At 32.0% G+C, this 15,367-nt stretch carries 19 protein-coding genes and 1 pseudogene; 10 read left to right on the forward strand and 10 right to left on the reverse strand.

Features of this window, described 5'->3' with window-relative positions; genetic code table 11:
• Window positions 1-82 precede the first annotated feature (82 nt).
• Complete coding sequence (locus CJ739_RS08970) at window positions 83-289, forward strand: hypothetical protein (RefSeq protein ID WP_117174484.1); 207 nt, start codon at window positions 83-85, stop codon at window positions 287-289.
• Window positions 290-291: 2 nt separating this feature from the next.
• Here the strand turns inward: CJ739_RS08970 and CJ739_RS08975 are convergent, their stop codons facing one another.
• The 5 genes and pseudogenes from CJ739_RS08975 to CJ739_RS08995 form a co-directional block, all read right to left on the reverse strand.
• Entirely contained in the window at window positions 292-900 is a 609-nt protein-coding gene (locus tag CJ739_RS08975; protein WP_117174486.1) for a type II toxin-antitoxin system VapC family toxin, read from the reverse strand.
• 4 nt (window positions 901-904) lie between these two features.
• Window positions 905-1,663 carry a hypothetical protein gene (locus CJ739_RS08980; RefSeq protein ID WP_117174488.1) on the reverse strand — a complete coding sequence of 253 codons (759 nt, stop codon included), beginning with the start codon at window positions 1,661-1,663 and terminating at the stop codon, window positions 905-907.
• A 270-nt stretch (window positions 1,664-1,933) separates the two neighbouring features.
• The gene (locus CJ739_RS08985) at window positions 1,934-2,599 is read right to left on the reverse strand and encodes a DUF3800 domain-containing protein (protein WP_117174490.1); all 666 of its coding nucleotides are present in this window, start codon (window positions 2,597-2,599) and stop codon (window positions 1,934-1,936) included.
• A gap of 418 nt (window positions 2,600-3,017) precedes the next feature.
• Window positions 3,018-4,133, reverse strand: a complete 1,116-nt coding sequence (locus CJ739_RS08990; RefSeq protein ID WP_117174492.1) for a virulence RhuM family protein — start codon at window positions 4,131-4,133, stop codon at window positions 3,018-3,020.
• A 173-nt stretch (window positions 4,134-4,306) separates the two neighbouring features.
• A pseudogene (locus tag CJ739_RS08995) lies at window positions 4,307-4,666 on the reverse strand (transposase); the annotation flags it as partial.
• Window positions 4,667-4,982: 316 nt separating this feature from the next.
• On the opposite strand from CJ739_RS08995, the gene CJ739_RS09000 reads away from it, so the two are divergent.
• The 3 genes from CJ739_RS09000 to CJ739_RS09010 all read left to right on the forward strand — a co-directional run bounded on the left by CJ739_RS09000 (window position 4,983) and on the right by CJ739_RS09010 (window position 6,802).
• Window positions 4,983-5,207 carry a hypothetical protein gene (locus tag CJ739_RS09000; RefSeq protein WP_117174494.1) on the forward strand — a complete coding sequence of 75 codons (225 nt, stop codon included), beginning with the start codon at window positions 4,983-4,985 and terminating at the stop codon, window positions 5,205-5,207.
• Between the two features lies 1 nt (window position 5,208).
• Window positions 5,209-5,673 carry a DUF2335 domain-containing protein gene (locus CJ739_RS09005; RefSeq protein ID WP_117174496.1) on the forward strand — a complete coding sequence of 155 codons (465 nt, stop codon included), beginning with the start codon at window positions 5,209-5,211 and terminating at the stop codon, window positions 5,671-5,673.
• Window positions 5,674-6,451: 778 nt separating this feature from the next.
• Window positions 6,452-6,802: a hypothetical protein gene (locus CJ739_RS09010; RefSeq protein WP_117174498.1), complete on the forward strand. Its 351-nt coding sequence runs from the start codon at window positions 6,452-6,454 to the stop codon at window positions 6,800-6,802.
• A gap of 7 nt (window positions 6,803-6,809) precedes the next feature.
• Here CJ739_RS09010 and CJ739_RS09015 read toward each other — a convergent pair whose 3' ends face one another.
• Complete coding sequence (locus tag CJ739_RS09015; RefSeq protein ID WP_117178870.1) at window positions 6,810-7,274, reverse strand: CBS domain-containing protein; 465 nt, start codon at window positions 7,272-7,274, stop codon at window positions 6,810-6,812.
• Window positions 7,275-7,557: 283 nt separating this feature from the next.
• Between CJ739_RS09015 and CJ739_RS09020 the strand changes: the two genes are divergently transcribed.
• Window positions 7,558-8,271 (forward strand): hypothetical protein, encoded by a 714-nt coding sequence (locus tag CJ739_RS09020; RefSeq protein WP_117174500.1) that lies wholly within the window; start codon window positions 7,558-7,560, stop codon window positions 8,269-8,271.
• A 56-nt stretch (window positions 8,272-8,327) separates the two neighbouring features.
• Here CJ739_RS09020 and CJ739_RS09025 read toward each other — a convergent pair whose 3' ends face one another.
• On the reverse strand, window positions 8,328-8,846 hold the full coding sequence (locus CJ739_RS09025; RefSeq protein WP_117174502.1) for a hypothetical protein: 519 nt from the start codon (window positions 8,844-8,846) through the stop codon (window positions 8,328-8,330).
• A 152-nt stretch (window positions 8,847-8,998) separates the two neighbouring features.
• Between CJ739_RS09025 and CJ739_RS09030 the strand changes: the two genes are divergently transcribed.
• From CJ739_RS09030 to CJ739_RS09045, 4 genes are all read left to right on the forward strand, one after another.
• Window positions 8,999-9,970: an NAD-dependent epimerase/dehydratase family protein gene (locus CJ739_RS09030; RefSeq protein ID WP_117174504.1), complete on the forward strand. Its 972-nt coding sequence runs from the start codon at window positions 8,999-9,001 to the stop codon at window positions 9,968-9,970.
• 38 nt (window positions 9,971-10,008) lie between these two features.
• Window positions 10,009-10,599 (forward strand): HupE/UreJ family protein, encoded by a 591-nt coding sequence (locus CJ739_RS09035; RefSeq protein WP_117174505.1) that lies wholly within the window; start codon window positions 10,009-10,011, stop codon window positions 10,597-10,599.
• 484 nt (window positions 10,600-11,083) lie between these two features.
• Window positions 11,084-11,515 carry a deoxycytidylate deaminase gene (locus CJ739_RS09040; RefSeq protein ID WP_117174507.1) on the forward strand — a complete coding sequence of 144 codons (432 nt, stop codon included), beginning with the start codon at window positions 11,084-11,086 and terminating at the stop codon, window positions 11,513-11,515.
• Complete coding sequence (locus tag CJ739_RS09045) at window positions 11,515-13,107, forward strand: S41 family peptidase (RefSeq protein WP_117174509.1); 1,593 nt, start codon at window positions 11,515-11,517, stop codon at window positions 13,105-13,107. The genes CJ739_RS09040 and CJ739_RS09045 overlap by 1 nt, the downstream gene beginning before the upstream one ends.
• Before the next feature lie 122 nt (window positions 13,108-13,229).
• Here the strand turns inward: CJ739_RS09045 and CJ739_RS09050 are convergent, their stop codons facing one another.
• From CJ739_RS09050 to CJ739_RS09060, 3 genes are read right to left on the reverse strand one after another with little or no spacing between them, the layout of a single operon-like run.
• The gene (locus CJ739_RS09050; protein WP_117174511.1) at window positions 13,230-13,835 is read right to left on the reverse strand and encodes an FAD-dependent oxidoreductase; all 606 of its coding nucleotides are present in this window, start codon (window positions 13,833-13,835) and stop codon (window positions 13,230-13,232) included.
• Complete coding sequence (locus tag CJ739_RS09055) at window positions 13,835-14,038, reverse strand: hypothetical protein (protein WP_117174513.1); 204 nt, start codon at window positions 14,036-14,038, stop codon at window positions 13,835-13,837. Before CJ739_RS09055 ends, CJ739_RS09050 begins: the two co-directional genes overlap by 1 nt.
• Before the next feature lie 11 nt (window positions 14,039-14,049).
• Entirely contained in the window at window positions 14,050-14,637 is a 588-nt protein-coding gene (locus CJ739_RS09060; RefSeq protein ID WP_117174515.1) for a MarC family protein, read from the reverse strand.
• A gap of 161 nt (window positions 14,638-14,798) precedes the next feature.
• On the opposite strand from CJ739_RS09060, the gene CJ739_RS09065 reads away from it, so the two are divergent.
• Entirely contained in the window at window positions 14,799-15,365 is a 567-nt protein-coding gene (locus CJ739_RS09065) for a DUF3109 family protein (RefSeq protein ID WP_117174517.1), read from the forward strand.
• The last annotated feature ends 2 nt before the right edge of the window (window positions 15,366-15,367 follow it).

The raw sequence follows: 15,367 nt of genomic DNA on the forward strand, positions 1-15,367 counted from the left end.
ATATAATCGGTTATTTTGATATATACAAATAAATTATACAAAAATATTCGGTTTATTTGATATTTATTGCTAATTTTAGCCCATGACTACATATAAAGAGCGTATAAAGGATAAAACAAACTTCGTCTTGATTAAAAATGACGTAGTATTAGGTACGTTTGGAAACCTAAAAAAGATTACGGATTTTGTTGAAGATGAAAACTTTCCGAGTTATTGGACTTTAGTCCGTAAAGATGAATATCCTATCGAGTTTGAAGATTATAGGATTTTTAAGGTTAAGCATTATTAATATTATGGTATGACTTCTATTCCTTCGTATTCATCATCATTGTCGTTATCATTTGTTTGTTCAAAAATACTAGTCTGAGCAGGGTCTTTTGATTTTTTACTATGAAATTTCTCGTTTTTTTCTTCCTCTGCTTTTAAAACATCTACATAATCTAGATTGTAAATAAGTATTTGGTGGTCTGCAAAATGCTCGAAATCTTTTAAATTGTGTGAAAAAACAGCATCGCATCCACTAGAAATAGCGACTGCGCAGATGTTATAATCATTTATCATTAAACATTTAGGAATGTTATTTTCAGTAGCGTAACTTTTAGCGTTTGTTTTAGATAATTTAAGCCTTAACTCTGTAAATTTCCTAGCTGAAACAATATCATGTTGAGCTATTTCAAAATTAGATGATATGTAATCAAAATAGCCCTCTCTTTCATCCTCGTCTTCAATATTTCCTAATAATTCTCCAACAACCAAGCTAGGTATTACAATTAAAATATTGTTCTTTTCAAAATAATTAAACAAGTAGTCTGCTTTTTCTAAATATTCTTCTTGTCCTTTTGTACATTGTTTTTTAATGTACCAAACGAGCATATTTGTATCTACGCAGACTTTCTTCATATAATTAACCTCTTAATGATGTAATGTAATCGTCGGGATTATCGATATTTATCCAATATTTACTAAGTAGGTTACTAAGTCCTTTCAATTTTTCGGTAAGGGGTAAATCTGAAATAACTACAAATGATTTGGCTTTTATTTCAACTAATTCGTTGTTTTCTTTCTTCCATTTACCAATTCCTTTTATTCCAATTCTATTATAAAGATTTGGGGATAATTCTTTAGCGTTTTTACTTGAAGTTTCTACAGAAATATAATTTCCGTTATCTATTTGAATCCTTACTCTAGGCTTAGAACCGCCTATTCTAATAATTTTTCCATATATAGTTGTTTCTCCTTTGAAGTATAAAGAATCGGTTATTTTAATATCGCTATCTACCGTTATTTCTGCTGTTTCAACTCCCTCAATTCCATTTAGTATGGCTTTACATTTATATTTATTGACAAATGATTGAAAAACCATAAGATTTTCAATTGTTTCGTAAGGAAGTCTATTAACTCTATTTTGCTTAATTGCTGTATTTATTTCATTCGCAGCTTCCTTTATTTGTATTGTGTGAGGCTCTGCTTCAATAGTTAAGCTTTCGTGTTTCACATTAACTACACTAATAAAATCAATTCCTTTTCTTGCAGGATTGATTTTATTAGCAACAGACAAAAGAGCATTTTCATAAGACGCAACAATCTTAGCGAACTCATTAGCAGTCACCTTAGATGGGTCTATTTCATTCCCCGTAAACTTTATTTTAAGCCTCTCAGACAATGCGTTTTAAGTTATTATAGTTTAACAAATATAAATAAAAGATATTTAGAAAAATTAATATTATTTTCATATAGTGTTCTTAATTGAATTTATTATTATAATATATACGATGCTATTCAATAAAAAAGGCAAACGATGTAACTATTGATATGGTAATTATACAAATAGAGTAAAATATGGTCGGTGATATTCTTATGGGTGTGTTCGGGATTTATTTGTTGTGTGGTTATTTGCATAAAAAACAAATATTTAGTGTCAAAACGTTCTAATTTAAGGAAAAAATAATTTTTTCTCAATAAAAAAGTTTGATAAGGGCAACTTATTAAAGAGGTTATAAGCTTCGCAATCATTATTTTCATACCTTCTCCATACCCAATTAGAATACCAATCTGCAAACCAAATCATTTTATTGTTGTAGCTATTTATAAACTCACAGTCTATATCAATATTGCAGCCATCATCCCCCCAGACCACTGTTTTTATGTAATCAGGGAAACTTTGACCATGACTTACTTTTATTGTTCTTTGGTCAATAAAAATCTTAGCGCAATCACAATTCAATATTTGTTGCCTAACCAATAATGATAAAACATAATTATAAAATATGTTTTTATCTTTTCTTAAGGCTTCATTTACTTTCGGCTTATAAACCGTAATTGTTATTATTTTAAAGCTTGGTGCTTTTGATTTAATCTTGTTTAATTGAGAGGTTATAAATTTGCAATGATCAGAACTAAAGCTAGCTCCTTTTTTTTCAATGCCATTTTTCAAACCATATTTACTGTACATTTCAAGAATGAAACGGACTATGTGTTTTTCGTGTTCTTCTTCCACAATAAAACCAGAAATAGTCAAATATCTGCTAGAGCCACCTTTTCTTATGGGTTTGTCAAATGTCCAACCCAAATCTCCGCTTTCGTCTAAATAGAAGTTCATAAAAAAAGAGCCTAAATTAATAGGCTCTAAAATATTTTTAAAAAACAGACCCTAAGGGTGGTGTATTTATAATACACTTATGGTAGATGTCTCACAACCACACTTTGCTTAGGAGTGTTACCTGTTTACTATACAAAAGTACAAATAAATTACTAATGTTGACGGCATAATTAACATTTAATTTTTAAAAGGCATTTATTTCCTTGATAATCTTGATTTATTTTTTGATTTTGAGCTTGTCCCATAATGTATATAGATGCCGGTAACAGGGGTGTATAAATATGTTGCAGAAATATAAAAATTGTATATAGCTGCCTCTTCAATGTATAGGGATAGGAGTTTGTTACACTTGTTAATGATACTCCTTTCTTTTATAGCGATAACTCCTTAACTAAACAGCCAATACTGAGGGTAAAATTTATTTTTCGTCTTTAGGATTGTAATTTAACCCTTGTTTTAGTTTTTGGTTGAATTCTGAAAAGGGTTCTTGAATTTCAATTTTTTTTTCACTTGGTAATTCACCCTTTTTGACGCCTTCAACCATTTTATCAAAGTCAGATTTATATTCTTTATCCTGGATTACCCTGAATTTTTCAAATTCTTTTTCAGCAAATGTTTCAGCAACATTTGCTCTCATTTTCCCAGCATCATTTAAAATATCGTAGTCATTAAATGTTAAAAAAGCGTCTAATTTGCCCACCCAATCTTTCATATTCATTATTTTACCTCTACTGGCTTGGTTTTCTGCATAATCTAGATACATAGTAACAATCCTGTTTAATTCAGATATTTCTTCTTGGGATAAATAATTTTTTGCAACGCCGACATCTGACTTTAGTATTTTGCCTCCTTTTTTTTCATTTTTCCAACTTGTTAATCCCATGTGAGGTTTTTTGGAACTTGCTCTTAGTTTTATGATTTCTGATGCTGTATGGTTAGTAATGGCATACTCTAGCTTGTTTTGTACTGTTGCGAAGAAAGTTTGTGTAATTGGAGCTTTGGGATCATAATCAATTGCAGTGGCATAGATATCCGTAATTTTTTGATAAAAACGTCTTTCAGAAGCACGTATTTCTCTAATACGCTCAATTAATTCATCAAAATAATCTTTGTCAAATAAGTTTTTCCCTTGTTTTAATCTGTTGTCATCAAGCACAAAACCCTTTACAAGATAACTTTTTAAAATACTGTTAGCCCAAATTCTAAACATGGTGGCTTTTTGTGAACTAACCCTATAGCCAACTGAAATTATAGCATCAAGATTATAAAACTCAATATTTCTTTGAACATTTCGACCACCTTCTTTTTGAACTGTCAAGATTTCCTTGACAGTTGAAAATTTATTTAATTCACCCTCTTTGTATATGTTGTTTAAGTGAAGGCTGATATTTTGTTTGGTAGTGTCAAATATTTCAGCCATGCTATTTTGAGAAACCCAAACCGTTTCGTTCTTATCGTCTAATATTACTTGGATATTGGTTGTGCCATTATCCGATGAATAAAACATGAAGTTTGTGTTTTCTAAACTATACATTTATTAATTCTTTAAAGTTGCTTTATTCTCGATGTAAGACAAAGGTAAATTAAATCTTTCATTTCATGAATCTTGTCTTATATCTGAACACAAATTCACCAACGTAAAAATGCTCTATGGTGTTTATAGATACACGACCTCTTACGTATTCACCTTGATTAATCCAATCCAAAGCAATTTCTAATACGTTGTAGCATAAACCAAGCACTTTTTTGGGTTATTCCTAAGTCTTTGCTTAACTGTATAGATGAGATTCCTTTTTTATATGATGTTACAATCCAAATGGCAAGAAACCATTTTTGTAAATCCATTTTAGTATTATCAAAAATAGTGTTCGTTCTAACGTTGAAGTATTTTCCTGTGTTTTTACATTTATATTTATTTCCTTTACAATCATATACTTTAGAAGTAGCATCAAAAGGACTTACGACGTTACCGTTCCAACGTAATATTTCTAAATGGTCAATACAAGATTGCTCAGTTGGAAAGGCTTGGATTAAGTCTAAGACTGATTTTACTTCTTTATTGAACATAATCTTATTATTTAAAGAAATAAACATAGTGTTTATTTACACAACAAACAAATATTTAGTGTAAAAAAGAGCTAATCTATATTTGAATTACTGAAATCTATTTATTTTTTCCAACTTTTTTAGCTTGTTTGCGTATATAATTTATAATACACTTTAACACATAACGTTTTAATATATGAATTAAATAATGTATCTTATAACGTAATAATATGTCTTCTATATAATTTAACTTATATTTAATTACATAATATTTTATTATATTGTAACTTTGTATTAACAAATACAATAAACTTATAAACAACTAACAGTTATAAAAATGACTAAAATTCGTAAATACAGAACTGACTTCTTATTCCCTAAAAGTTCATTTTTTATTGGAATGGGTAGTGCTTTTAACGTGTTTGGAAATTACTATAAGTTTAATACTTCAAAGACTTCTTTAGAAGCTGATTTTAAAGCTATACAATCAGATTGGGGTGTTGTTGGACAAGATATTGAAAAAGCTATCAAAAACGTTAAAAAAGAACTTTCCTTAAAATAAAATGTCAGAAGCTTTAGACCCAATCAATGAGGAGGAAGAAAATGACATTCCTCAAGAAATTCAAGAAATATTAAATGACCCTGAAATTTCTGACGAGAAAAAGGAAAAAATAATATCTGTCCTTACAATTAAGAGAAGTTTTAGTGGACCATTACCTTCACCTGAAGTTTTGCAACAGTATAATAATGTAGTAAAAGATGGTGCTGAACGTGTTGTGAAAATGGCAGAAAACCAATCTAAACATCGAATGGATTTAGAAGATTTCGCTATAAAAGGACAAATAAAACAAAGTGGTAGAGGTCAAATTTTTGGTTTTACATTAGCTCTACTTTGTATTGCCTCTACTGTTTATTTAGCGACAGAAGGTTATGAAACTCTTGCAATAGCATTAGGAACTACAACTGTAATTGGTCTTGCTAGCATCTTTGTTTTAGGCAAAATTTTCCAATCTAAAGATAAAGAATAATATTTTGCTTCCGACTGTCAGCAATCTACCTACCTTAATAAAATAAAATTTTCAAAGTCTATTAAAAGACTTATTATAAGATTTTTATTGTTTTGTTGTATATTTCAGTTATTAATACAATTTACAATGTCGTATGTTAAGGATATAGAGGAGTCTAATCAGTTTCTAAAATCATTTGCATTATCTCTATTAACATCTCCTTTGTGGTATCTGTCATTTTTTTTTATAAACAATAATTTTTATAAATAAAACTACTGATGCAACTATTTTAGTGACATTATCATGTACATTAAGCTTTATTTCTACATTTTCATTAGGGCTGATTGTTTTGCTAAATGATAAATCAAGGGAAGATGAAGACGCTTTATTTAGTTGTTGTATTTCTCTTTCATCCCTTATTCTAATGATATGGAAATCTTTACTATTGTTTACTATATATTCAATAGGCTTTATTTTTGATTCATATATCTATTTTTATTGGTATATAGTCATATATTTTTTAATATATATTATAGCCCTAATCATAGAATTGATTCCTGAAAAAAAAGAAATGATATAGTCAGTAAAATAATTACTAATAAAAAACTAATAATGAATGACTTTATTAGTTTTATTTCTCTAAAACTAAACTTCTTTCTCATAGCCTAGTTTTTTTAATATTGAATCGATTTTCTTCATTTTTTATTGGTGTAAACAGGCATGTAATTCCCAATAACAGAAGAATTATATTATTTTACTGTCAAAAATAAATTTGTACATTTATAAAAAAGATGTACTTATGTCCAAAGCTTGTTTAGAATGTGGTGAAAAAATAATAGGAAGAAGCGACAAAAAATTTTGTAGTGATTATTGCCGTAATGCCTATAACAATACCATAAATAAAGATTCTAAAAACTTAATTCGAAACATAAATAATCGATTAAGGAAAAATTGGCGCATTTTAGAAACGTTAAACCCAGAACAAAAAACAAAAACCACGAGAACAAAACTTATTCAACATGGTTTTGATTTTAATTTTTTCACAAGTACTTATACTACTAAAGTAGGTACCGTTTATTACTTTGTTTACGATCAAGGGTACTTGCCCTTAGAAGATGAATATTATGCCTTGGTAAAAAGAGAAAGCTAAACAAACACTACCATGTATGTCCTTTTAAGGCAAGGGCTGCTTTTAAAATGTCTTTCTGACTTATTTGACCTACCAATTTTCCGTTTTCAACAATAGGAAAACGTCTGCGTTTTGATTCTAGAAATTTATTTGCAGCATCAAAAATATTCATGTTCCCATCAATGGTTTCAACATTTTTCACCATACATTTTTCAACAGTATTATTTTCCATAGGCAAATTGTGGTACCTGCTTTCACTTATTTGTTTAATACAATCGCCTTCAGATATAATACCAATTAATTCATGCTCATCGTTTACGACCGGACCACCAGAAATTCTGTTTTTAATTAAGGAATCAATCACTTTTTCTATGAGTTCCTCAGACTTAAAGGTTATCAGGTTTGTAGACATGTAGTCACTAACCTTAATAGGCAAATCTACACAGGTATTCTGCTGATTTTTTCGAGAGGCTAAAAAACTTTTAATTCCCATAATTCTATCTTTTAACAACCTAATGTACTTATTTTTTTTAAATTTTCCTAATAATGTATTTTTCATCTGACATTAAATCCATAATAAAACCTTAAGAATAATTAATTATTAATTGAAACGGAAATAATTAGTATACTTTTAAGGGTTTAAATGCTAATTTTTTATAGTTTTAGTGCTTTAAAATAGTATAACAATGAAACACCCATGGGAATGGCATTCATACACACGAGGATGATTGTTAAGGGTGTTCCATCTGACAATTAAAAAACAATAAAATAAACAGATGAAAAGATTATTTGTATTAGGATTTTTGGTGAGTGGTTTTATAATGGGTGCGCAAAGCAACTCCGATTTATTGAAGCATTATGAAGCTTATTATAAGCAAATGAAAAAACAGGGAGATGTTCAAGGCATCATCAACGCTATGACGCATTTAAATGTGTTGTCGCCTTCTCCGGCAAGAATGGATACGCTGGCTTATATTTATATGAGTGAAGATAAATATATGCAAGCTTTAAACACCATAGGTTATGAACGCATGGTGGACGATTCAGACATTGCTATAGAAGTAAAAGCTGTTTCGTTAAAGGCTGTAAAACAACCAGAATTAGCTATTGGGCAATTTGATGAAATGTTTAAAAGAAATCCAAATGCTCTAATTGCTTATGAATTGGCTGAGCTTTGTTTGCAAACTCAAAAACTAGCCGAAGCGGATAAGCACATTACTTATGGGTTGGCAAACTCTAAAGACGATATGAAAAAAGCATTTTACGAAACCCAAACGCCCTATGAAGTATCATTAAAATCGGCTTTTATGTACTTAAATGCGTTATCTACCTATAACAAAGACAAAAAAGAAAATATCGATAAAGCTGTAGATATTTTGGATGCTACTTTAAAGTTGTCGCCAAACTTTAATTTAATTCAGTTAACAAAAAACGAATTGTTAAGACAAAAACAAGTGTTACAGGCACAAGCAGCACAACCTAAAAACTAACTAAACTAAATACCTAAAAGCGGTAAGTGTTATTTAATGCTTGCCGCTTTTTTATTTTATGGCTTTTCAATAATAATATTATCGTTTTCTATTTTCTTATTCATTTGTAGGTTTAAATTAGAAAACGCTACCAAAAATCCTTTGATGTTCTCAAGAAGTTCCTCCTTGCTTGTGGTAGATAAATTTGATAAACTTTCCAATTTTAAAAGTTTGGTTTCTAAAGCCGAAATTCTTGCTAAAATGGCAGGGCTATTTATATTGCTGGGTATGGTTTGTTTTAAGTTGGTTAGTAACTCTTTAACTTCTTTAGTGTTATTGTAAAAGAAACTTAAATCGGCCTTCTTTACATGGTCTATGACCTCTTGCAGTTGCTTGTATGCATTCCAATTTATAGTAATGTCTTCTGTTCTGCTATCTAAAATATAATCGGTGTACTTAATTTTCGAAATGTCTTTTACTTTGATTTCCAGACTATCGTTGGCTTTATCAAGAGTTGCCTCGCCCTGCTCCTGATTTTTTTTACAAGAGAAAGCAATAACCAAAAAGCACCAAATACTTAAATACTTAAAATTCATAACATATCATATATAAAAAGCAAAGATATAAGATTCGTTTCTTTTTTTTGTTAGATAGTTTGTATTAGTATTAGTAATATTTCAGTTTTAAAATGCGATATTATCAATAAAAACTTATTATTTTTGATAAATATTTATAAACACAGCTTTAAATGAAGTCGAAAATATTAATGATTGGTGCTTGCGGTCAAATTGGGTCAGAATTAACACTTAAACTTAGGCGGTTGTTTGGTGAGGAAAATGTTATTGCCAGCGATATTAGTTACAGTAATTTAGACGTTGTTAATTCGGGTATTTTCGAAATTGTTGATGCGCAAAACTACGCAAGCATTAAAGTGTGTGTTGAAAAGTATAAGATTGATACCATTTATTTAATGGCAGCCATTTTAAGTGCAACGGGCGAAAAATATCCCATGAAAGCTTGGGACTTAAACATGGAATCGTTGTTTCATGTGCTAAACTTGGCCCGAGCGAAATTTATAAAAAAAGTATTTTGGCCATCGAGCATTGCCGTATTTGGCGCCACTACACCTAAAGAGTTTACGCCACAATATACTATTATGGAGCCATCTACTGTTTATGGTATTACCAAACAAGTTGGCGAACGCTGGTGTGAATACTATCATAAAAAATATGATGTAGACGTTCGCAGTTTACGCTACCCGGGCATTATTAGCTGGAAAACATTGCCAGGTGGCGGTACAACCGATTATGCGGTAGAAATTTACCATAAAGCTATAACCGATGGTTTCTATGATTGCTTTTTAACTGAAGAGACCGAACTCCCCATGATGTTTATGGACGACGCTATAAAAGCCACCATAGATATTATGACGGCCAATAAAGATGCTGTAAAGATAAGATCGTCGTATAATTTGGCAGCTATTAGTTTTACACCAAAAGAGCTTGCCGAATCCATAAAAAAACACATACCGGGATTTAAAATTACATACACACCAGATTACAGACAGGATATAGCCAATAGTTGGCCAAAGAGTATTAACGATTCTTATGCAAGAGAAGATTGGAAATGGAAGCACCAATTCAATATTGAAGACATCACCAAAGAGATGCTTTTGCAACTCAATAAAAAATATGGCGCATCGTTAAACAAATCTAAATAATTGTATATTTGGGTTTCCCTAAATCCTAATATAGTGTTATGTTCGAAAATTTTTGGTTCAACGTTCAATATGGCATCAACCACGTCCTTGATATAAAAGCCTACGACCACGTATTATTTCTTATTGTTTTAACCGTTCCATATTTGTTTAAAGATTGGAAACGCGTGTTATTATTAGTAACCATGTTTACCTTGGGGCATACGCTATCATTAGTTTTAGCAGTGTATAATATTGTTAGTGTTAAAGCGGTTATGGTGGAGTTTTTGATACCTATAACCATACTAATTGTAGCGCTTTTTAATGTGTTTACTTCGGGTAAAGGTGCCCAAAAAGAAAAAGTAGGCGTCTTGTTTTTGTCAACCCTTTTCTTTGGTTTAATACACGGTTTAGGTTTTGCTCGGGAGTTTAAGATGCTATTGGGCGATTCCGATAGTAAATTAGTGCTATTGCTAGAGTTCGCTTTAGGGATCGAATTGGCTCAAATAATCATTGTATTTGTGGTTTTACTATTAGGTTATATTATGCAAACCATATTTAGGTTTAATAAGCGTGACTGGATTATGGTCATCTCTGCCATCGTAGTTGGATTGGTTATTCCTATGATACTTAACAGCGATTTTCTGGCTTAGTTTAAAATTCAAAATTCAAAATTCAAAGTTCAGAGTTTGAGGTGTCGATGAAGTTTGTAATACACGATTCAACGATTACACGATTAAACTATTAAAAATTACAGGGTATGTTTATCAACCAGAACGAAGGTTTTGTAATGATATCTTTTTTTTATTTAACTATTTAAGTGCCTGTATACCAGATTATATTACATCGAACTCAGGTTAAAATAGTATGTGTGAGTAGCCTTTAACGCAAACCACCTTTCCAGATAAAACTTGTTATTATTTTCACAAACTTTCTAAAAAGTTTAACGAACTTGCGTTGCAATTAAAATACGAACCAAGTATATTCGTTATATTGTTTTGCGTTAGGGATAGTAGTGAAAATCCTTTTGCTTTTTTGCAAAAGATTGTAACGGATAGCCCGACCCGAATAGTTTTAAGTTTCATTTTAAACTTAAAACTTGAAATGAGGGTAACGCCCAAATTATAATTAAAATTAATGCCAGAAAAGAAACAGCTTAAATACGATAAAGCCTACTTAAGGATAGCACAAGAATGGGGAAAATTATCGTATTGCAAACGTAGGCAAGTAGGTGCGCTTATAGTAAAAGATAGAATGATAATTTCAGACGGGTACAACGGTACGCCATCAGGATTTGAAAATTTTTGTGAAGACGATGCGGGATACACCAAATGGTATGTATTACACGCCGAAGCAAACGCTATTTTAAAAGTAGCGGCATCAACCCAATCCTGCAAAGGTGCGACACTTTACATAACCATGTCGCCATGCAAAGAGTGTAGCAAGCTCATCCATCAAGCAGGTATTGTAAAAGTGGTATATCATATAGCTTATAAAGACGATTCTGGATTAGAATTCTTAAAAAAAGCAGGAATTGAGTTAAAACAAATTGAAGATCTACGAGCCTAATGCCATATAAAAAGAAATATTTACCCTTAATAATAGGTGTAGCCATTGCTGCGGGCATTTTTATTGGAGGCAAGCTGAATTTTAGCGATGTGCCCGATAAATTATTTTCAAAAAACAGCAAAAAGGATAAGCTCAACAGACTTATAGACTATATAGATTACGATTATGTAGACGATATTAATACCGATAGTATTGTAGACGTTACCGTAAATGGCATTTTAGAAAATTTGGATCCACATTCAGTGTATATTCCCAAAGAAGATATGCAAAGTGTTGCGGAAAGCATGAAAGGAGATTTTGTTGGTATTGGTATTAGTTTTTATCCATATCGAGATTCCATAGCCGTTATTAGAGCCATAGAAGGTGGGCCAAGTGACAAAGCTGGTATTAAAGGTGGCGATCGCATTGTGATGGCCGATGGCGATACGCTGTTTGGTAATAAGTTGAAAGATGGCGAATTGATAAAAAAACTAAAAGGTCCATTAAACAGTAAAGTCAACTTAAAGGTATTTAGAAAGGGCCAATCAAAATTGTTGGATTTCACAGTGAAACGTTCTCACATTCCAATAAAAAGCGTGGATGCTGCTTATATGCTTACCAAAAAATTAGGGTATATAAAAATTAACCGTTTTGCCGAAAGCACCTATAAAGAATTTAAAAAAGGTTTGGATAAACTTCTAGACTTAGGAGCGACAGAAATTGCCCTTGATTTACGTGACAACCCAGGTGGTTTTTTGGGCATTGCCGAACAAATTGCAGATGAGTTTTTGGAAGATGATAAATTGATTTTGTTCACAAAAAACAAACGAGGTAATGTTGAAAAAAGTTTCGCCACCGATAAGGGAGATTTTGAAAACGGCAAACTTTATGTATTAATAAACGAAAACTCAGCATCTGCAAGTGAAATTGTTGCGGGTGCATTGCAGGATAATGATAAAGGTACTATTGTTGGACGTCGTTCGTATGGTAAAGGGTTGGTGCAACGCGAAATGGATTTGGGCGATGGAAGTGCGGTGAGACTAACCGTATCAAGATACTACACCCCAACAGGGCGTTCTATTCAACGGCCATACAATAAGGGAAATAAAGATTATTACGATGAATATTTTGAAAGATTGGATAGCGGTGAGCTTTTGGATCCAGAAAAAATCCACGTTGCCGATTCTTTAAAATACAAAACCCCAAAAGGGAAAATTGTATATGGCGGAGGCGGTATTATACCAGACGTGTTTGTGCCTATAGATAACAGCATGCAAAACGAAACCCTTACCTTTTTACAACGTCGTGGGTTTATGGGGTATTTTATTTTTGAAACCTTAGAAAAAGACAGGATGTTTTACGGCGATATTTCTAGACAGGATTTTATTGATGTTTTTGAGGTCCCAACGAAGATGGTCTATGATTTTCAAGAATATTTAAATAAAAGAACCGAATCTAAATTAACCTTCGTGGCGTATCACGATGAGGTAAAGCAATATCTAAAGGCAACATTGGCCGACCAACTTTATGGTGCGGGTGCTTTTGAGGAAGTTTTCAATCAACGCGATATTATGATTGAAGAGGTTATTGAGTTGAGTGAGGGGGGGGAATAGTTTTCAGTCTCAGTTTTCAGTATTTTTGAAATTTCAAAGCAACTCTTTAGATGTCCATATTGTTAATAGTGCACTTTTCGGCTTTGCAACTTTGTATCTTTGAGTCTTTGCAACTTTACAAGTTAACCAATCTTATCATGCACCTTCACATGCTTCCCGCCATTCCAAAGGGTTAAAATATCAGTAGCAACATGGGCGCCACTGCCTGCACAAATAGCAAACTGACTGCGCCAACCTGCCAACGAGCCAGCAACATATAGATTCTCATCCACTAAGTGGTCAATGTTTTTTAGCCAAATGCGGTTTTTTTCAATCGCTGCCCGCGGATGGGGTTCAATGTATGGTTCCAAACCTTTTATAGTCATTAAATTGGTGTAGCCTACCGCAACTACAACCAGTTTGGATTTATAAGTGTGTTTGTTGGTTTTTATGTTGAAAACATCTTCAGTTTTTGATAGCTCTAAAACTTTTTCGTTTTCAATCTGTTTAACATGTGGATATAAGGACTTTAATTGTGCTTTACCTGAATTTAAAATAGATTCTCCTGTAGTTCCAGGCGTTAAACCAAGCACATTGTTAAATAGAGCGGTTTGTAAATGCGATGTTTTTTGATGTGCAATGATGCCAATATGCTTGTTTTCAGAAAAGGGTTTGCCTTTAGCAGATCCCAGCACTAAAGCGCATTGTAAACCTGCGGCTCCGCCACCTATTATTAAGGCATCAAACATTAACGGCGTTGTTTTACTTTTTCTTCAATATGTTTAGAAACCCTTAAAATGAGCATCATGACAATGGCGCAAAGTGCTGCTAAAATGGTTATTAAAGCAATCATACTTTCGCCTTCAAAAGGGGATTCAAAATTCACTTTGGTAAAGTTGAAAACTATAAGTGCTAAGGCAAGCACGCTAATTATAATGGTTAAAATTTTCATCTGTCTATAGGTTAAATAATTTCAAATAGTGCTTTAATATTATGGGCAAACAGTTTAACAGCAATGGCTAATAATACCACGCCAAATACTTTTCTAATAATGCTAATGCCGTTTTGCCCTAAAAAGCGTTCGATGGTTCTAGATGTTTTTAAAACAATAAAAATAACAATAACGTTTAATATAATGGCTACTATAATATTTTCGGTTTCAAATTCAGCTCGTAGTGATAAGAGTGTTGTTAAACTGCCGGGACCGGCAATAAGCGGGAATGCCAACGGAAATACCGAGGCAGTGTCTGCAGTGTGATCTTCATGTTTATAAAGTGTGATGCCCAAAATCATTTCCAACGCAATAAAAAATAAAATAAACGACCCAGCTACGGCAAACGAGTTTACATCAATACCAATGAGGGTTAAAATACTTTTACCCAAAAATAGGAATGACACCATGATAACTCCCGAAATAATGGCGGCTTTCCTGCTGTTAATATGACCTACTTTTTTTCGTAAATCTATTATTATGGGAATATTGCCAACAATATCTACTACAGCAAATAATACCATAAAAGCAGTAAATATTTCTTTAAAATTAAGTTGCATTTGTGCGCTTTCTTATATATTGTTGCAAAAGTATAGGATTGTGTACAATATCTATAGCATTAAACGCAAAAGTTTAGTTATTTTTGCCCACTACAATATGAACTCCTTTAAACTTTTCAACCAATTATGAAAAGTTTAAATGAGTTCTATAATTAAAGAATATGTTTCAATTAGGGAAGACCATCGTTTCAGAAGATATTATTGAAAAGGATTTTATGTGCAATCTATCGGCATGTAAAGGTGCTTGTTGTATTGATGGTGATGCGGGTGCCCCTTTAGAAAAAGAGGAAGCCGAGATATTAAAAGACATATACCCTAAAGTGAAACCTTTTTTAAGAAAAGAAGGCATTGAAGCGATAGAATCCCAGGGTGTATACGTGGTCTCTGAAGATGGCGATTTAGAAACGCCTTTAATTAATGGTGCCGATTGTGCCTATGTGATTTTTGATGAAAAGAAAGTGGCATTATGTGCTATTGAAGAAGCCTATAACCAAGGTGAAATTTCTTGGAAAAAACCTGTTTCTTGTCATTTATACCCCATACGAGTACAAGACTACACTGAATTTTCGGCAGTAAATTACCACAAATGGCAAATTTGTGACGATGCCTGTACGCTTGGAAAAGAATTACAAATTCCCGTTTATAAATTTGTAAAGGAGGCCTTAATTAGAAAATTTGGTGAAGACTGGTATTCGGAATTGGAAAAGGTTGCCAACAAGTTCCAATAACT

The organism is Mariniflexile sp. TRM1-10 (genome assembly GCF_003425985.1).
Lineage (GTDB): Bacteria > Bacteroidota > Bacteroidia > Flavobacteriales > Flavobacteriaceae > Mariniflexile.